The sequence below is a fragment of the Marinobacter santoriniensis NKSG1 genome, assembly GCF_000347775.1.
Lineage (GTDB): Bacteria > Pseudomonadota > Gammaproteobacteria > Pseudomonadales > Oleiphilaceae > Marinobacter > Marinobacter santoriniensis.
Window position 1 is genome coordinate 291,778 of the sequence record NZ_APAT01000005.1, and the last position, 17,063, is coordinate 308,840.

14 protein-coding genes are annotated in these 17,063 nt (G+C 60.3%); 4 read left to right on the plus strand and 10 right to left on the minus strand.

The window, feature by feature from the left end:
• The first annotated feature begins 195 nt into the window (after positions 1 to 195).
• Together MSNKSG1_RS02160 and MSNKSG1_RS02165 are read left to right on the plus strand one after the other, a co-directional pair.
• Positions 196 to 1,398 (plus strand): ADP-ribosylglycohydrolase family protein, encoded by a 1,203-nt coding sequence (locus tag MSNKSG1_RS02160; RefSeq protein ID WP_008937595.1) that lies wholly within the window; start codon positions 196 to 198, stop codon positions 1,396 to 1,398.
• A 77-nt stretch (positions 1,399 to 1,475) separates the two neighbouring features.
• Entirely contained in the window at positions 1,476 to 1,721 is a 246-nt protein-coding gene (locus tag MSNKSG1_RS02165; protein WP_008937596.1) for a YdcH family protein, read from the plus strand.
• A 64-nt stretch (positions 1,722 to 1,785) separates the two neighbouring features.
• Here MSNKSG1_RS02165 and MSNKSG1_RS18630 read toward each other — a convergent pair whose 3' ends face one another.
• From MSNKSG1_RS18630 to MSNKSG1_RS02215, 10 genes are all read right to left on the minus strand, one after another.
• Complete coding sequence (locus MSNKSG1_RS18630; protein ID WP_152638690.1) at positions 1,786 to 3,357, minus strand: sensor domain-containing diguanylate cyclase; 1,572 nt, start codon at positions 3,355 to 3,357, stop codon at positions 1,786 to 1,788.
• 239 nt (positions 3,358 to 3,596) lie between these two features.
• On the minus strand, positions 3,597 to 5,282 hold the full coding sequence (locus tag MSNKSG1_RS02175; RefSeq protein ID WP_008937598.1) for an AMP-binding protein: 1,686 nt from the start codon (positions 5,280 to 5,282) through the stop codon (positions 3,597 to 3,599).
• Positions 5,283 to 5,334: 52 nt separating this feature from the next.
• Entirely contained in the window at positions 5,335 to 5,913 is a 579-nt protein-coding gene (locus MSNKSG1_RS02180) for a peroxidase-related enzyme (RefSeq protein WP_008937599.1), read from the minus strand.
• A complete protein-coding gene (locus MSNKSG1_RS02185; protein WP_008937600.1) occupies positions 5,910 to 6,818 on the minus strand; it encodes a hydroxymethylglutaryl-CoA lyase in 909 nt (302 codons plus the stop codon). The genes MSNKSG1_RS02180 and MSNKSG1_RS02185 overlap by 4 nt, the downstream gene beginning before the upstream one ends.
• Positions 6,818 to 8,806 carry an acetyl/propionyl/methylcrotonyl-CoA carboxylase subunit alpha gene (locus MSNKSG1_RS02190; protein ID WP_008937601.1) on the minus strand — a complete coding sequence of 663 codons (1,989 nt, stop codon included), beginning with the start codon at positions 8,804 to 8,806 and terminating at the stop codon, positions 6,818 to 6,820. Before MSNKSG1_RS02190 ends, MSNKSG1_RS02185 begins: the two co-directional genes overlap by 1 nt.
• A complete protein-coding gene (locus MSNKSG1_RS02195) occupies positions 8,806 to 9,612 on the minus strand; it encodes an enoyl-CoA hydratase-related protein (RefSeq protein ID WP_008937602.1) in 807 nt (268 codons plus the stop codon). The genes MSNKSG1_RS02190 and MSNKSG1_RS02195 overlap by 1 nt, the downstream gene beginning before the upstream one ends.
• A 15-nt stretch (positions 9,613 to 9,627) precedes the next feature.
• Positions 9,628 to 11,235 (minus strand): carboxyl transferase domain-containing protein, encoded by a 1,608-nt coding sequence (locus MSNKSG1_RS02200; RefSeq protein ID WP_008937603.1) that lies wholly within the window; start codon positions 11,233 to 11,235, stop codon positions 9,628 to 9,630.
• A gap of 190 nt (positions 11,236 to 11,425) precedes the next feature.
• Positions 11,426 to 12,592 (minus strand): isovaleryl-CoA dehydrogenase, encoded by a 1,167-nt coding sequence (locus tag MSNKSG1_RS02205; RefSeq protein WP_008937604.1) that lies wholly within the window; start codon positions 12,590 to 12,592, stop codon positions 11,426 to 11,428.
• 44 nt (positions 12,593 to 12,636) lie between these two features.
• Complete coding sequence (locus tag MSNKSG1_RS02210) at positions 12,637 to 13,083, minus strand: MerR family transcriptional regulator (RefSeq protein ID WP_008937605.1); 447 nt, start codon at positions 13,081 to 13,083, stop codon at positions 12,637 to 12,639.
• A gap of 257 nt (positions 13,084 to 13,340) precedes the next feature.
• Positions 13,341 to 14,918: a fatty acyl-CoA synthetase gene (locus tag MSNKSG1_RS02215; protein ID WP_008937606.1), complete on the minus strand. Its 1,578-nt coding sequence runs from the start codon at positions 14,916 to 14,918 to the stop codon at positions 13,341 to 13,343.
• 197 nt (positions 14,919 to 15,115) lie between these two features.
• Here MSNKSG1_RS02215 and MSNKSG1_RS02220 point away from each other — a divergent pair, with 197 nt between their 5' ends.
• Together MSNKSG1_RS02220 and MSNKSG1_RS02225 are read left to right on the plus strand one after the other, a co-directional pair.
• On the plus strand, positions 15,116 to 15,877 hold the full coding sequence (locus MSNKSG1_RS02220; protein ID WP_008937607.1) for an SDR family NAD(P)-dependent oxidoreductase: 762 nt from the start codon (positions 15,116 to 15,118) through the stop codon (positions 15,875 to 15,877).
• 24 nt (positions 15,878 to 15,901) lie between these two features.
• Positions 15,902 to 17,053: an acyl-CoA dehydrogenase family protein gene (locus MSNKSG1_RS02225; protein ID WP_008937608.1), complete on the plus strand. Its 1,152-nt coding sequence runs from the start codon at positions 15,902 to 15,904 to the stop codon at positions 17,051 to 17,053.
• The last annotated feature ends 10 nt before the right edge of the window (positions 17,054 to 17,063 follow it).

Consider the following 17,063-nt stretch of genomic DNA (forward strand, 5'->3'; position numbering starts at 1 on the left):
CGCCATCGCAAAAAAAATGAAAATGTCATTCTTTAAATCAGTTGGTTACGGATTAATGTTCTGGGGCTGTAATACTGGCTTTTCGATATGCGTAAAAAATATCGACATATTTTCGGGGTTGAAACGCAGCCATGGACGCCAGGCCATCACCGAGTGGTATTGTGAGAGTTGGATCGTCTGAACCGGAGGCTTGTCATGAATCAGGAATCTGCATCCAGCCGACAATCCCGTCTGGTGGCGGCACTGGCTGGCGGCTGGGTTGCGGACGCGGCGGCCCTTGGGTTGCACTGGGTTTATGACGGCCAACGCATTCAGGAGGTTGGCGGTCATTCACCAGAATTCATGCAACCGAGAGAAGAGTATTTCAAAGGGGTATTCGGTTACTTTGCCCACGGAGGAAAGCGCTCCGGCGATATCAGTCACTATGGGGCTGCAACCGGTGTGCTTACCGACAGCCTGCTGGCCAACCGGGGAACCCTGGATATTCGTGACTATCAGCGGCGTTTCCGTACCTTTTTCGGGCCGGGTGGCCAGTGGCACGGTTACATCGATAACCCGACCCGGATCACCCTGGATAATCTGAACAGGAATGAGCAGAACGCCATCGAACAGGCGCTGGCAAGCACAGCTGTAAACCTGACCGACAGGCAGAAACGGATTCTCGTGCAGAAGGTGCTCCCCTACACCCGCTACCTGAGTGGAGATGAGCTGGAGGTACCGGTGCGACAAGCGGTCAACCTCACCTATCAGGACGAGGCGATACAGGACGCGGGTGTCCACATCGCGCAAACGATCGACCGGCAGCTCACTCCGCTAAGTGGTGCCGATGATACGCAATTGCCCGCAATCACCAAGTTGCCGCCTCTGGTCGCCTGCTTCTGCGGCCAGCATGACCTTATGGCGATGACTGAAGCGGCGGTCCGGGTCACCAATCACAGTGACGAAGCCGTCGCCTGGGCTCGCTGTTCGGCCCGTCTGCTCGACCACCTTTTCCGGGGCGAGCCATTGTCGTCGGCGCTTGAGGCCGCCATCGCCGAAGCACCGGATCCCGACGCGCTCACAAAGGCCCGGGCGGCAAGTTCTCTGGATGGCCCTGGCGCCGGGGACAGCCATGGACGCACCTGCTACCTGCACGAGGCCATGCCCGTCATCTTCCACATACTGTCCCATGCCAGAAGCTTCACGGAAGCCGTTCGTGCCAACATCCGGTGCGGCGGAGATTCGTGTGGAAGAGCCTGGATCATCGGGCCGGCCATGGCGGCCGTGTATGGCGTAGGCGGAGCTCAGGGTATTCCTCTGAGCTGGCTGGCCGGGGTTACCGATGGCGATGCCATCTTTTCGGACCTGGAGAAGCTGGTGCCGATGGGGTCGTCGCTCCAAAACGATGTGGATGATTGACGAATGTCGAAAAGGGCGTAGCCTGAGAGGCCAACACCGAGTAGATCAACTCAACTCCAACCCTGGGAAGTACCTGTATGCCTCTGGAAAAGCACGATCTGATTCACGAAATGCCGGAATCCAAAGACGCGATCCATGCCCTGAAAACCGGCAACCATCATTTTGCAAAGCTGTTTGATGAGTACCATGAGGTGGATCACTCCGTTCACCGCATCGAAACGGGTGCAGAGAACGCCGGTGACGAAGACCTGGAAAACCTCAAGAAGCAGCGCCTCCATCTCAAGGATCAGCTGTCTGCCATGATTCGCGAGTACGAGTCTTAAGCACCGGGATCTTCAGCCTGACTGAAATCTCAAGGGACATGGACGAGTATTGAAGCCTGATGACTCAGAGGGCTTTTATCTGGTCTCGTCCGTTTTCTTTAGCCTGCAGAAGCGCCGCGTCGGCTCGCCTCAATGCCTGACGAGGGGATTCATTGTGTCCGACCTCAGCAACTCCCAGGCTAATCGTTATGCGTCCGATGACAGGGTGCGAGAGATCTCGCACCCGCATTCTCAGTTCGTTGGCAAGGCGAAGTGCGCCTTCGAGCGACGTTTGTGGCAGTAACACCACGAACTCCTCTCCGCCCCAACGAGACAGGCGGTCGGATTGTCGCAGACGCAAGGACAACTCTTCGGATATCAATCGCAACGCATCATCGCCTGCGTCATGGCCATGAAGGTCATTGACCTGTTTGAAATGGTCGATATCGACTATCACCAATGAATAGGGCTGGTTGTAACGGATGGCTTCTTCGTGCGTTTCTTGTAGCGTTTGTTCGAAGCGACGACGATTCCATAAACCCGTAAGTGGATCCAGGTGGGCCTCGCTCTCGAGCCTTTTCAGGTTGTTCTTCTGGTCTGTGACATCCCAGTACTGCCAAAGATGGCCGAGATTGGCTTTCCCATAGAAGACAGGCACATAGGTACGCTCAAAGATGCGGCCATCTACCATCTGAAGTTCTGATGTAATGGCTTCTCGCTCTTCAATAGCGCGATCAATCCCCGCGATAAACGCGCCAGGTTCCTGAAACAAATCCTTGCTCTGTTCGGCGGCTTCGGCGCAATCAGCACCTTCAAGTGCCTCAGGTGGAGCATCGATGTTGAATAAGTCGCAAAAGCTCTGGTTGGCAAGGAGCAATCGGCGTTTCTCATCTTCTACCAATATGCCGCCCCGCAGATTTCTGATGAGCGCAGCGAGCCGCTCGCGAGCGTTCCTGGAGTTAAAGTCACTCTCCACGCGGGCAGTGATGTCGGTTTCGCTCACCATGATGACGCGGTCTCCAGTGACCGGATCTATCATGTGCTGTAAATAAATTCGGTGCCAACGTTCGCCAAGCGTTGTACGCACGGGAGCTTCCAGCATGCAGCTCTCGTCTTTGCCGGCTGCCCAGAGGTGTATCTTTTCGATGTCGCTATTACGAATAAAGCGCTCAGCCAAACGGGCACTATTGGAACACTTTGCTCGCGCGGAAGGATTTTGAGTCAGAAGATGGCCTTGCCTATCAAAGATCGAGATGAGTGTTGGCACATGGCGTAATGCTTCCTGGGCACGCAGGGCTGAAGTGTCCTGTTCTTCGACCAGTTGGGCTTCAACCAACATTCCGAGGCTTTCTTCAAGTTGATAACCGGAACATAGGCAACGTACGGTTTTGGGGCGTCCATTCGGGTAAAACGTCCACGTCTCTACGACTGTTTCTCCCTGCTCAAACCGCTTCAAGTATTCATGCAGGCGACTTTGCGCAGATTTCGAAATCTCGGCTCGGAAATCCCTGCTACAAAGTGTGTTGAGATCATCAACACCCCAAAAAGCCATTCCAGCAGAGTTGGCCCAAACCATAGCCAGACGCTCTATGTCGAAAATCCATAGAGGCGTTTGAAGCCGATCGGCGACCAGGGTGTTGGGATCTAGCGACGACACACGCAAAACCTATCTCCAGTGTTCCGATTTCACTCCAGGGCGCATTCTTTCCCGACGGCTTCTCGCAGTTTTGCGCATTCGAATCACCGTCACAACGCTCATTTGTTAAACCTACTTAAAATATGTAACTTTTCAATGCGAAGCGTTGAGCAGCCTGATAGCCAGTTCTCATTACAACGAAAAACCCCCGACCAAAGGCCGGGGGTTGAAGGTGGGAAAAGCCATGAAGCTGTCGCTGGTTACTTCAGCCCCATTTCCTCGATCGAGATCTCCCGCATCTTGAACTTCTGGATCTTCCCGGTGACGGTCATCGGGAATTCGTCCACGAACTTGTAGTTGCGGGGGATCTTGAAGTGGGCAATCTGGCCCTTGCAGAATTCCTGCAGGTCGTCGCCGGTGACCGGCTCTGCGTCCGGGCGGAGTTTTACCCAGGCGATCAGCTCTTCACCGTATTTCTCGTCCGGAATACCGGTGACCTGCACCTCTTCGATGGACGGATGGGTGTAGAGGAACTCTTCGATCTCTTTCGGGTAGATGTTCTCGCCGCCGCGAATCACCATGTCCTTGATGCGGCCGACAATCTGGACGTAGCCCTCGTCGTCCATGGTGGCCAGGTCGCCGGTGTGCATCCAGCCGGCGCTGTCGATGGCCTCGCGGGTTTTCTCCTCGTTGTTCCAGTACTTCAGCATCACGCTGTAGCCACGGGTGCACAGCTCGCCGATCTCGCCACGGGGGACGACATTGCCGGTGCCCGGATCGACGATCTTGGTCTCCAGGTGCGGCTGGGTGCGGCCCACGGTGGTGACTTGCTTCTCGAACGGGTCGAGGGAGCTGGTCTGGGTGGAGACCGGGCTGGTTTCGGTCATGCCGTAGGCGATCTGAACCTCTTTCATGTTCATCTTGCCATTGACCTTCTTCATCACCTCCGCCGGGCAGATGGAGCCGGCCATGATGCCGGTGCGCAGGGTGGAGAGGTCGTAGCTTTCGAACTCGGGATCGGCCAGTTCGGCGATGAACATGGTCGGCACACCATACAGGGCGGTGGCTTTCTCCTGATGGACCGCCTTCAGGACGGACTTGGGTTCGAAGCCTTCGTCGGCGTAGATCATGGTGGAACCGTGGGTGATACAGCCCAGGTTACCCATCACCATGCCGAAGCAGTGGTACAGAGGTACCGGGATCACCAGGCGGTCTTTCTCGGTCAGGCGCTGGCTTTCGCCCACGAAATACCCGTTATTCAGGATATTGTGGTGGGTAAGGGTGGCACCTTTCGGGTTGCCGGTGGTGCCGGAGGTGAACTGGATGTTGATCGGGTCGTCGAACTGCAGTTCGTCCTGGCGCTTGATCAGGTCCTGTTCGGAGACATCGCCCGAGAAGCCGACGAATTCGTCCCAGGTCCACATGCCGTCGTGGCGGTTTTTGTCCACGTTGATCACGGCCCGAAGCTCCGGTACCCGGTGGGCCTTGAGTTGGCCCGGGGCGCTGCGGTTAAGTTCCGGGGCCAGCTCGTACAGCATCTCCCGGTAGTTGGAGGCCTTGAAGCTGTCGGCGGTGACAATCACGCTGATGCCAGCGAGGTTCATGGCGTATTCCAGCTCATGCACGCCGTAGGCCGGGTTGATGTTCACCAGGATGGCGCCGACCTTGGCGGTGGCAAACTGGGTGACGGTCCACTCGTAACGGTTGGGTGACCAGATGCCGACCCGGTCGCCGCGTTTGACGCCAATGGCCAGGAACGCGCGGGCGGCCTCGTCGACCTTTTCCACGAATTCTTTGTAGGTCCAGCGGATGTCCTGGTGCAGGCAGACCAGGGCTTCGGTGTCGGGGAACTGCTCGGCCGTGCGGTCCAGCATTTCACCGATGGTCATGCCCAGCAGGGGTACCTCGGCGGTTCCGCTGGTATAGCTTGGGAGAGTCTTGCTCATTGTCTCTGCCTCCGTTGTTGTTGTAGTCGAGGGCTGGCAAGTCTGCGGCTTGCTAGCGACTCTGGCTGTGATACTCGGGGTTGGGTTGCATATCGCTGGCGATGGCCACGCGATTGGACATGTTGTAGAAACCGACCAGGTTGCTCACGTCCCAGATGGCGCGATCGCTCAGGCCTGCATCGCGGAGGGCCTGAATGTCCTGTTCGGTGACGGTCGCCGGTGAACGGGTGAGGTGGGATGCGAAATCCAGCATCGCCCGCTGGCGTTTGTCCAGGTTGGCGGTGCGGTAGTTCATCACCATGTGCTCGCCCAGCGCCGGGTCGCCGCTCAGTACCCGCACGGCGGCGCCGTGGGCCACCAGGCAGTAGAAGCACTTGTTCTCGGAGGAGACCACCACGGCGATCATTTCCCTCTCCAGCTTGGAGAGTTCACCTTCGCCGAGCATGAGCTCGTTGTAGAGGCGGGTGAAGCCGTCAAGCTGTTTGAGGTTCTGGCTGTAGGCAGTCAGTACGTTCGGGATCATGCCGAGTTTTTCCTGGCAGATTTCGAAGTACTTGCGGGTGTCTTCCGGAAGATCGCTGATCTCGGGGATCGGCAGGTCCAGGGCGACGACGTTTTTGTTATGGTTCATTGGCATTGGCCTCCAAGAGCCTGGCCCACTTTGGAGCCGTTGTGGCGGTTCAGTTGTCCGCAAATCCAGTCACCGGTTGCGACGAGCTTGTCGAGGTCGACACCGGTCTCGATACCCAGGCCATTAAGCAGGTATAGCACGTCCTCTGTGGCAACGTTGCCGGAGGCGCCTTTCGCGTAGGGGCAACCGCCCAGTCCGGCGACGGAGGCGTCGATCACGGCCACGCCTTCTTCCACCACAGCGTAAAGATTCGCCAGGGCCTGGCCGTAGGTGTCGTGGAAGTGGGCGGCCAGACGTTCCATGGGAATGTGTTTGGCGACCGCTTCCAGCATCCGCTTGGCTTTCAGCGGGGTGCCGACGCCGATGGTGTCACCCAGGGAGATTTCGTAGCAGCCCATGTCGTACAGGGCTTTGGCCACGGTGGCGACCTGTTCGGGATCGATGTCGCCTTCGTAGGGGCAGCCCAGTACCGTGGAGACGTAGCCGCGCACGGGGATGTTGTGCTTGCGGGCTTCTTCCACCACCGGGGCGAAGCGCTCCAGGCTCTCTGCAATGGTGCAGTTGATGTTCTTCTTGGTGAACGACTCGGACGCCGCACCGAACACCGCCACTTCGTCCACCTTCGCCGCGAGGGCGTTTTCAAAGCCCTTGAGGTTGGGGGTGAGGGCGGAGTAGCGAACACCGGCCTTGCGGGTGATGCCGGCCATTACGTCGGCGGCATCGCCCATCTGCGGGACCCACTTGGGCGAGACGAAGCTGGCGGCTTCGATGTGGTTCAGACCAGCGTTGGCAAGCCGGTCAATGAGACCGGTCTTGATGGCGGTGGCGATGACCGGGCCGGGCTCGTTCTGGAGTCCGTCCCGGGGGCTCATTTCCACCAGGCGTACCTGTTTCGGAAAGGCCATTACTCTGACTCCTCGGTGTCGATGGCGATGAGCTCGGCGCCTTCGGAGACCTGGTCACCTTCGGCGAAGAAGATCTCGCTGACCACGCCGTCGGCCGGGGCCTTGATGGCGTGCTCCATCTTCATCGCTTCCATGATCACCAGGGTCTGGCCGGCGGTGACCTTGTCGCCCACCTTGGCCTGCACCGCCACAATCGCACCATTCATCGGGGCTTCGAGGCTGCCTTCGCCGGCCAGTTCCTCGAAACCGTAGGTTTCGCGATAGACGATGCACTTGAAGGTGTCGCCCTCGTAGAACAGGACCAGTTCTTCGCCGTGCAGGTTCCCGTGCACGCTGATGCGGTGGCCATTGATGACCGCCTGCAGGTAGTCCTCATTGAGTTTGGCGTTGAGGTAGTAGACGCTGCCGCCCACGAATACCTGGTACCGGTCGTCCCGCTCCAGGATCTTCAGTTCGTGGATGTCTTCGCCCACCTGCAGCTTCAGCGGCTGGGCGTATTCGGAATTCATACGCCAGCTGTTCTTGCGGCCGAACGGCGACCAGGGATCGGCGGTGACCGGTTCGACGGACTTGCGCTGCTCCAGTACGAAGCCGGCGGCCAGTACCAGGGCCTTGTCGATGTCGAGCCGGGATTTCGGGAACAGCAACTCCTCGTGAGTGGCGATGAAGTTGGTGGTCAGTTCCGCTTCCCGGAACGGCTGGCTGTCAACCGCCGCGTGCAGGAACCGGATGTTGGTCTTCAGGCCGGCAATGCGATAGTGCTCCAGGGCCTGGACCATGCGGTTGACGGCCTGGTCGCGGGTTTCGTCCCACACGATCAGTTTGGCGATCATGGGGTCGTAGTGGATGCTGATGTCGTCGCCTTCGGTGACGCCAGTGTCCACCCGCACGTGGGCGGATTCGTCCGGGGTGCTCAGGTAGCGCAGGTTACCGGTGGCCGGCAGGAAGTCCTGATCCGGGTCCTCGGCGTAGATGCGCGCCTCGACGGCGTGACCGCGGGTTTTCACCTGCTCCTGGGTCAGCGGCAGGGGCTCGCCCCAGGCCACTTTCAGCTGCCACTCCACCAGATCCTGGCCGGTGACCATTTCCGTGACCGGATGTTCCACCTGCAGGCGGGTGTTCATCTCCATGAAAAAGAAGGAGCCGTCCACGTCATACAGGAACTCGACGGTGCCGGCGCCCACGTAGTTGATGGCCTGGGCGGCACGCACGGCGGCTTCACCCATGGCTTTGCGGGTGTCCTCGGACAGACCCGGCGCGGGGGCTTCTTCCAGCACTTTCTGGTGACGGCGCTGCACGGAGCAATCCCGCTCTGCCAGGTAGATGCCATTGCCGTCCTTGTCGCAGAAGACCTGGATTTCCACGTGGCGCGGCTGGGTCAGGTAACGCTCGATGAGCATGTCCGGGTTGCCGAACGCGTTCTTCGCTTCCCGCTGGGCGGCCGCGAGGGCGTCGTCAAATTCGTCCATGTTCTCGACCACCCGCATGCCCTTGCCGCCTCCGCCGGCGACGGCTTTCAGCAGCAGCGGGAAGCCGCATTTCTCGGCTTCGGCCCGCAGCAGATCCGGGGACTGGTCCTTGCCGTGGTAACCCGGCACCAGCGGCACACCGGCTTCTTCCATGATCGCCTTGGCGGCGGACTTGGAGCCCATGGCCGCGATGGCGGAGGAGGGCGGGCCAATGAAGGCGATGTCGTTGGCTTCGCAGGCTTCGGCGAAGTCGGTGTTCTCGGAGAGGAAACCGTAGCCCGGGTGGACCGCCTGGGCGCCGCTCTTCTTGGCGATTTCGATGATCTTTTCGCCCCGCAGGTAACTCTCGGAGCTGGGTGCCGGCCCGATGTGGAAGGCCTCGTCGGCCATGGCCACGTGCCGGGCGTTGGCGTCGGCGTCGGAATAGACCGCGACGCAGCGGATGCCCATGCGATGGGCCGTCTGGATAACCCGGCAGGCGATTTCGCCCCGGTTGGCAATCAGGATTTTACTGAACATTAGTCTTCCTCCGGTACCCAGTTGGCCTTGCGCTTGTTGAGGAAGGCGCTGAGCCCTTCCTGGCCTTCGTCGCCCACCCGGATGGCTGCGATGCGCTGGGCGGTGTCTTCAATTACGTCGTCACTGATGGCCTTGTGGCTGACCGCGAACACGAGATCCTTGGCGGCCTGCATGGCTTCGGGGCCGTTGTTGGCCAGCTGGCGCAGCATGTCGTTGCACCGCTGTTCCATGGCTTCGAGGTCGTCGCAGACGATGTGGACCAGGCCATACTCCTGTGCTTCCCGGGCGCTGAAAATCTCGGCCGAGAGGAAGTACCGGCGGGCCTGGCGCTCACCGATGGCCCGCACCACGTACGGGCCGATGACCGCGGGAATGAGGCCCAGCTTGACTTCGCTGAGGCAGAAACTGGATTTCTCGGTGGCCAGTACGATGTCACAACAGGCCGCCAGGCCCACGGCGCCACCGAAGGCGGCTCCCTGCAGCAGGCCGATGACCGGCTTGGACAGGTGGTTGAGCACATTCATCAGCCGCGCCAGTTCCCGGGAGTCGTCCAGGTTTTCCTGGTGGGTGTTGTCGGCCATGCGACGCATCCAGCCCAGGTCGGCACCGGCGGAGAAGTGTTTGCCTTCGGAACGCAGGATCACCACTCGGGTGTCGTTGTCTGTGTCCACTTCCGTCAGCGCATCGATCAGCTGCTGGATGATCACATCGTCAAAGGCGTTGCGTTTGTCGGGGCGGTTCAGCACAACCTCGGTCACGCCGCCATCGCGGCGCCGGAGCAGAACCGCAGATTCCTGTTCTGACATGGTCTTGATCCTCGGTTACATGCGGAACACGCCGAAGCGCGTGGGCTTCGCCGGCCGGTTCAATGTGGCTGACAGGCTCAGGGCGACCACTTCCCGGGTCTGGGCCGGGTCGATCACGCCGTCGTCCCAGAGGCGGGCGCTGGCGTAGTAGGGATGGCCCTGGTGCTCGTACTTGTCGGCGATCGGCTTCTTGAACGCCGCTTCGTCCTCCTCGCTCCAGGTTTCGCCCTTGCGCTCCAGGCCTTCACGACGCACCTGCGCCATTACGCCGGCGGCCTGTTCGCCGCCCATGACGGAGATGCGGGCGTTGGGCCACATCCACAGGAAGTCGGGGCTGTAGGCGCGGCCGCACATGCCGTAGTTGCCGGCGCCGTAGCTGCCGCCGATGAGCACGGTGATCTTGGGCACTTCGGCACAGGCGACGGCCATGACCATCTTGGCGCCGTGCTTGGCGATGCCCTCGGATTCGTACTTCTGGCCCACCATGAAGCCGGTGATGTTCTGCAGGAACAGCAGCGGTATGTTCCGCTGGCAGCACAGTTCGATGAAGTGCGCGCCTTTCTGGGCGGACTCGCTGAACAGGATGCCGTTGTTGGCGATGATGCCCACCGGGTACCCATGGATGTGAGCAAAGCCGGTGACCAGGGTCTGGCCGTAGTAGCGTTTGAATTCGTCGAATTCGGAGCCGTCGACGATGCGGGCGATCACGTCGCGCACGTCGAACTGTTTGCGCAGGTCGGTGCCGACGATGCCGTAGATTTCTTCCGGATCGTACAGGGGCGCTTTTGGCTTCTGGACTTCCACCGGAACCGGCTTACGGCGGTTCAGGTTGGAGACGCAGCGGCGGGCAATTTCCAGGGCGTGGGCGTCGTTCTCGGCATAGTGGTCGGCGACACCGGAGATCTTGCAGTGCACGTCGGCACCGCCGAGGTCTTCGGCGCTGACCACTTCACCGGTGGCCGCTTTTACCAGCGGCGGCCCGGCCAGGAAGATGGTGCCCTGGTTGCGTACGATGATGGATTCGTCCGCCATGGCGGGTACGTAGGCGCCACCGGCGGTACACAGGCCCATGACCACGGCGATCTGGGGAATGTCGTCGGCGGACATGCGGGCCTGGTTGTAGAAGATGCGGCCGAAGTGGTCACGATCCGGGAAAACTTCGTCCTGGCGGGGCAGGTTGGCGCCGCCGGAGTCCACCAGGTAGATGCAGGGCAGGCGGTTTTCCAGGGCGATTTCCTGGGCCCGCAGGTGTTTTTTGACGGTCAGCGGGTAGTAGCTGCCGCCTTTCACCGTGGCATCGTTGGCGATGATCATGCACTCGGTGCCGGAGACGCGGCCCACGCCGGCCACGACGCCCGCAGCGGGGACTTCTTCATCGTAGACGTTGTAGGCGGCGAACTGGCCGATTTCGAGGAAGGGGGAGCCGTCGTCCAGGAGGCGGTTGATGCGCTCTCTCGGCAGGAGTTTGCCGCGGGCGATGTGGCGTTCCTGGTAGGAGGGGCCGCCGCCTTGCTGGATCTTGGTGACTTTTTCTCGGAGGTCCGCGACGGCTGCCGCCATGGCCTCTTTGTTGACCTGGAACTCGTCAGATCGCGGGTTGATTTTGCTTTGGAGTATGGTCATAAGTCTGACTTCCATGCATTCGGGGGCATCGGGCCTGGCGGCGGGGCGGTCCGGGAACCGCTACGAGCACATCCATGTGCGCTTGTTTCAGGCCGTCCTTGGCCTTCCACATTCCCGGACCGCCCCGCCACCAGACCCTCGTCATACATTGGGTGCTGGCATCCGCTCAGGAGCGGTGTTCTTCAGCAAATTACTTGTTTAGGAACAGCTCGCGACCGATCAGCATGCGGCGGATTTCGGACGTGCCGGCACCGATTTCGTACAGCTTGGCATCCCGCAGCAGGCGGCCTGTCGGGTATTCGTTGATGTAGCCGTTACCGCCGAGCAGCTGGATGGCGTCCAGGGCCAGTTTGGTGGCCATTTCGGCAGAGTAGAGGATGGCGCCGGCAGCGTCCTTGCGGGTGGTTTCGCCGCGGTCGGCGGACTGGGCCACCATGTAGACGTAGGACTTCGCGGTGTTCATCCAGGTGTACATGTCAGCGACTTTGCCCTGGACCAGTTCGAACTCGCCGATGGCCTGGCCGAACTGTTTACGCTCGCGGATGTAGGGGACGACGACGTCCATTGCGGCCTGCATGATGCCCAGCGGGCCGCCGGAAAGGACGAGGCGTTCGTAATCGAGGCCGCTCATCAGGACGCGGGCACCGCCGCCCAGCTCACCCAGGATGTTTTCCTTGGGCACTTTGCAGTCCTGGAAGACCAGTTCACAGGTGTTGGAGCCGCGCATGCCCAGTTTGTCCAGCTTCTGGTGACGGCTGAAGCCCGGGTAGTCGCGCTCGACGATGAAGGCGGTGACGCCTTTGGAGCCGCCCTTGGGGTCGGTCTTGGCGTAGATCACGTAGGTGTGCGCGTCCGGTCCGTTGGTGATCCACATCTTGTTGCCGTTTAGAACGTAGTGGTCGCCTTCGTCGCGGGCGTGCAGTTTCATGGAGATGACGTCGGAACCGGCGTTGGGCTCGGACATGGCGAGGGCACCGATGTGTTCGCCGCTGACCAGCTTGGGCAGGTATTTCTGCTTCTGTTCTTCGGTGCCGTTGCGGTGAATCTGGTTCACACACAGGTTGGAGTGGGCACCGTAGGAGAGGCCGACGGAGGCGGAGGCGCGGCTGATTTCTTCCATCGCGATGACGTGGGCAACGTAACCCATGTCAGACCCGCCGTATTCTTCCTTCACGGTAATACCCAGCAGGCCCATGTCGCCCATTTTCCGCCACAGGTCCATGGGGAATTCGTTGTTGCGGTCGATTTCCTCGGCACGGGGCGCGATTTCAGACGCGGCAAATCCGTTCACCTGCTCGCGCAGCATGTCGAGGGTTTCGCCGAGACCGAAATTGAGCTCTGAGTATTGTGATTTCATGGTTGCCTACCTTAGTCGTTTGCAAGCGTGGTATTGGGTCACCGTCACCGCGAGGTAACGGCTTCTTCTCTGTCCGGGTTGGCGACGGCCTGCGCTTCTTTTTTCTCCTGCAGGTCGGCCAGTGCTTCGCGGCATCGGGCTTCGGCGGTGTCCATTTCCATTTCCGCCTGGGCGATGTCGTTCTTCTGTTGTTCCAGTTGTTCCCGTCGGGCTTCGAGTATTTCCAGCATCTTCAGAAGCTGCTTTTCGTTGCCGGTCAGGGTTTCGTCCCAGAGATCGAACAGTTCTTTGGTTTCCGCCAGGGAGAAGCCCATGCGCTTGCCCCGGAGGATCAGCTTGAGACGAACCCGGTCCTTGGTACTGAAGATGCGGGTCTGGCCGCGCCGTGTCGGCTTGAGCAGGCCCTGGTCCTCGTAGAACCGGATGCTTCGGGTTGTCACATCGAACTCCTGTGAGAGTTCGCTGATGCTGAACGATCGTTTCTCGGACATGGCGGTTTTCCTTTTTCGACTAAGGTTAGATAAAGTTTACGTAAACGTAAAGTAGTTTTCCGGGACGAATCGATGATTTTCGACAACCGGAAAGCGGCTCGCCGATGAAATTCAAAAATGGTGCGGGGATTGTACCAGTGAGGGGCGGGGCCTGTGTGAGGGCTGGTTTTCAGGTTGGGCCTTTCGACGTGGTGTGCCTGCAGACAGATTTCGTCGACGGATCTGCAGGCATCACCGGATGATCTGGATCATCTATATCACGAGAAGGTTTCCCTCAGTTTTCGCTTGAGAAGTTTGCCGGCGGTGTTCTTCGGCAGCTCATCGACAAACCGGACCTGTTTGGGAATCTTGAAGCTGGCCAGGTTGGCGCGGGCGTGGGCCAGCAGGCTGTCGGCGTCTTGCGGTTGCCCCTCGCGAACCACAACCACGGCACAGATGGCTTCGATCCATTTGTCGTCCGGCACGCCGATGACGGCCACTTCGGCCACGGATTCGTGCTGGTACAGCACTTCCTCGACGTCGCGACTGGCGACCAGCACGCCGCCGGTGTTCACCACGTCCTTGATGCGGTCCACGATGTAGAAGTAGCCCTCGGCATCGCGGTAACCCAGATCCCCCGAGTGGAACCAGCCATTTTTGAAGGCTTCGGCAGTGGCTTCGGGCTTGTCCCAGTAACCCACCATCAGTTGCGGCGACCGGTGGACCAGTTCGCCATGTTCGCCGGGGCCACAGTCGTTGCCGGTTACCGGGTCCACCACACGGGTCATCACGGTCTGGATCGGGCGACCGGCGGAGGCGGGTCGGTCAGCGTGTTCTTCCGGGCGAAGCACGGTGGCGAGCGGGGCGATTTCGCTCTGTCCGTAGCAGTTGTAAAGGCCGGCGCCGGGCAGCCGTTCCCCCAGTTCCTTTGCCACCTGTGTGGGCATGATGGAGGCGCCGTAGTAGAGCTTTTCCATGTGCTGGAGCTGACCGCTGTCGAAGGTATGGTGCCGGAGCAGGCCAATCCAGACGGTGGGTGGCGCAAAGAAGGCGTTGAGCTGTTCCCGGGCAAGCAGGTCGAGGATGGTGTCCGGGGTTGGCGTATCAATGAGCCGGCTGTAGCCCCCGGTCAGAAGCATGGGCATGGTAAACACGTGCATCTGCGCCGAGTGATAGAGCGGCAGTGCTGCCAGGGAGCGGTCGGTGGGGCGGATGTCCAGGTGGTACTGGCAGGCACCGTACTCGGCGAGCAGGGATCGGTGGGTATGCATCGCACCCTTGGGGTCGGAAGTGGTGCCGGAGGTATAGAGGATCTGGACGACATCCGTATCCCGAAGTTCCAGTTCCGGTGCGGTGTCTTCACCGTCACCGCTTGCCATGTTCAGGATGTCGTTCCCCTCATCGCTGCCGTGAAGCCGGCCCGTGATATCGGGGGTGGCCCGGTCCCTGACCGCTTGGGCCTGGGCTTCGAGGTCCGGATCGCAGAACAGGGCCCGGGCGCCGGACTGGTTGAGAATGTAGGCGAGTTCGTTCTCCACCAGTGCGTAGTTGACCGGCACGTGGATCAGGCCGGCCTTGGTGCAGGCCAGCCAGAGCAGCAGGTAGGCGTCGGAGTTCTTGCCGTAGGCGGCTACCCGATCGCCCGGTTGCAGGCCGAGATCGAGCAGGCGATGGGCCAGGCGGTTGCTGGCGGTGTTCATGTCAGAGAAGGTCCACTGGCGATCCCTGAACGTTAATGCGATCCGGTCCTGGTGATCGGCGGCAGACCGGGCCAGGGCGTCGCCGATGGTGTTGCGGAGGGCCCGCTGGATGTCCGTTGTGGTTTCTGTGGCATTGGCAATACTGGCGTCTTGCATGAGCGACCTCGGTTGATTGTTGTTATCAGGGGGCAGCGTTCCGGGTTGCACGGTGCCCTGATGTCTATCTGAATGTAGACGAGTGAGGCGGACAATGCCGTTTCCTTTTTGTCTCCTAATTCGATAAAGTTGACGTTAACGTAAAGGTGGGCCTGCATGCGAATCGGGCCCTGCGCCGTTCCTTATGGGAGAAAACGATGGATTTCAATAACGTACCAGCGATTGTCACAGGTGGAGCATCCGGACTGGGTGAGGGCGCCGCAAGAGCGCTGGCTGCCGCTGGCTGCAAGGTCGCCATCCTGGATGTCCAGAAAGAGCAGGGTGAAAAGGTGGCAGCCGATATAGGCGGGATCTTCCTGTACTGCGATGTCAGCTCACCGGACAGCGCCGAAGCCGCCGTCACCGCCGCCCGCGAAGCGCACGGTCCCTGTGGCATTGCGGTGAGCTGCGCAGGTATTGCGCCGGCGTCCAAGATCCTCGGCCGTGAGGGCGTGATGCCGCTGGAAAAGTTCAGCAAGGTCATCGAGGTGAACCTGATTGGTACCTTCAACATCCTTCGCCTGGCGGCGGCGGACATGGCAACACGTGAGCCAAACGCCGACGGCGAACGGGGCGTGATCATCAATACCGCGTCCGTAGCTGCGTACGAGGGCCAGATCGGACAGGCTGCCTACAGCGCTTCCAAAGGCGGTGTGGTGTCCCTGACGTTGCAGTCGGCCCGTGAACTGGCCCGCGAAGGCATCCGGGTAAATACCATCGCGCCGGGCATCTTCATGACGCCCATGATGGCGGGTATGCCCCAGGAAGTTCAGGACAGCCTGGCGGCCACGCTGCCGTTCCCGAAACGCCTCGGCAAGCCGGAGGAGTTCGGCATGATGGTGGATCAGATGGTGCGCAATCCGATCCTCAACGGTGAGGTGATCCGCCTCGACTGCGCCCTGCGTATGGCGCCGAAATAACGCATTCAACAGCAGGTGAGCATAATGACCAACCCTGTCGATCAAGAAGAACTGGGCCTGTTCCGGGACTCTGTCATCAAGGCCCTGGAAACCGAAGTGGCGCCAAGCTACGAAGCCTGGGAGAAATCCGGCATCGTGCCCCGTGAGCTCTGGAACACGCTGGGTAACGCGGGCATGTTGTGTGTGGACGTGCCGGAAGATTTCGGCGGTTGTGGCGCTCCGTTCCAGTATTCGGTCGTCGTCGGCGAAGAGCTGGCCCGCCTGGGATTCGGCGCGCTTTCCACCAACGTGATGGTGCACTCGGACATTGTGGCGCCGTACCTGAGCCACATCGGCAACGACGAGCAGAAACAGCAGTGGCTGCCGAAGATGGTTTCCGGCGAGGCCGTCGGTGCCATCGCCATGACCGAACCGGGTGCCGGCAGTGATCTGCAGGCCATCCGCACCAGTGCGGTGAAAGATGGCGACGAGTACATCCTGAACGGATCAAAAACCTTCATCACCAATGGCCAGCACGCCGACATGGTGATCGTGGCCGCGAAAACCGATCCGAGCGCCGGGGCCAGGGGCATCAGCCTGTTCCTGGTGGATACCTCACTGCCCGGATTCAGCCGGGGTCGGAACCTGGACAAGATCGGACAGCATTCGGGGGACACCTCCGAGCTGTTCTTCTCGGACATGCGCATTCCGGCTTCTGCATTGCTCGGTGAGGAAGGTCAGGGTTTCGTGTACCTGATGCGCGAACTGCCCCGGGAACGCCTGGTGATCGGCGCGCTGGGTGTGGCCGCCGCGCGGGGCTCCCTGGACATGACCGTCACCTACACGCAGGAACGGGAACTGTTCGGCCAGAAGCTGTCACAGCTCCAGAATACCCGTTTCGAAATCGCCCGCATGGAAACCGATTACCGGGTAAACAAGGCCTTTGTCGATCAGTGCATCCGGGAATACGAAGAAGGCAAGCTCGATGCGCCGACCGCGTCCATGGCCAAGTACAGCGCCACGGAAATGCAGTGCCGGGTTGCGGATGGCTGTCTTCAGCTGTTCGGTGGTTATGGTTACACCACCGAGTACCCGATCTCCCGGAACTTTATCGACGCCCGTGTTCAGCGCATCTATGGCGGCACGTCCGAAGTCATGAAAGAAATCATTGCCCGCTCGGTCCTGGGCCGGGCGTAACGAATTGAAC

Excerpts from the sequence above, each read along its gene's own strand:
- MSNKSG1_RS02160 (WP_008937595.1), top strand. The coding sequence starts at position 196 with ATGAATCAGGAATCTGCATCCAGCCGACAATCCCGTCTGGTGGCGGCA.
- MSNKSG1_RS02165 (WP_008937596.1), top strand. The coding sequence starts at position 1,476 with ATGCCTCTGGAAAAGCACGATCTGATTCACGAAATGCCGGAATCCAAA.
- MSNKSG1_RS02175 (WP_008937598.1), bottom strand. The coding sequence starts at position 5,282 with ATGAGCAAGACTCTCCCAAGCTATACCAGCGGAACCGCCGAGGTACCC.
- MSNKSG1_RS02180 (WP_008937599.1), bottom strand. The coding sequence starts at position 5,913 with ATGAACCATAACAAAAACGTCGTCGCCCTGGACCTGCCGATCCCCGAG.
- MSNKSG1_RS02185 (WP_008937600.1), bottom strand. The coding sequence starts at position 6,818 with ATGGCCTTTCCGAAACAGGTACGCCTGGTGGAAATGAGCCCCCGGGAC.
- MSNKSG1_RS02190 (WP_008937601.1), bottom strand. The coding sequence starts at position 8,806 with ATGTTCAGTAAAATCCTGATTGCCAACCGGGGCGAAATCGCCTGCCGG.
- MSNKSG1_RS02195 (WP_008937602.1), bottom strand. The coding sequence starts at position 9,612 with ATGTCAGAACAGGAATCTGCGGTTCTGCTCCGGCGCCGCGATGGCGGC.
- MSNKSG1_RS02200 (WP_008937603.1), bottom strand. The coding sequence starts at position 11,235 with ATGACCATACTCCAAAGCAAAATCAACCCGCGATCTGACGAGTTCCAG.
- MSNKSG1_RS02205 (WP_008937604.1), bottom strand. The coding sequence starts at position 12,592 with ATGAAATCACAATACTCAGAGCTCAATTTCGGTCTCGGCGAAACCCTC.
- MSNKSG1_RS02210 (WP_008937605.1), bottom strand. The coding sequence starts at position 13,083 with ATGTCCGAGAAACGATCGTTCAGCATCAGCGAACTCTCACAGGAGTTC.
- MSNKSG1_RS02215 (WP_008937606.1), bottom strand. The coding sequence starts at position 14,918 with ATGCAAGACGCCAGTATTGCCAATGCCACAGAAACCACAACGGACATC.
- MSNKSG1_RS02220 (WP_008937607.1), top strand. The coding sequence starts at position 15,116 with ATGGATTTCAATAACGTACCAGCGATTGTCACAGGTGGAGCATCCGGA.
- MSNKSG1_RS02225 (WP_008937608.1), top strand. The coding sequence starts at position 15,902 with ATGACCAACCCTGTCGATCAAGAAGAACTGGGCCTGTTCCGGGACTCT.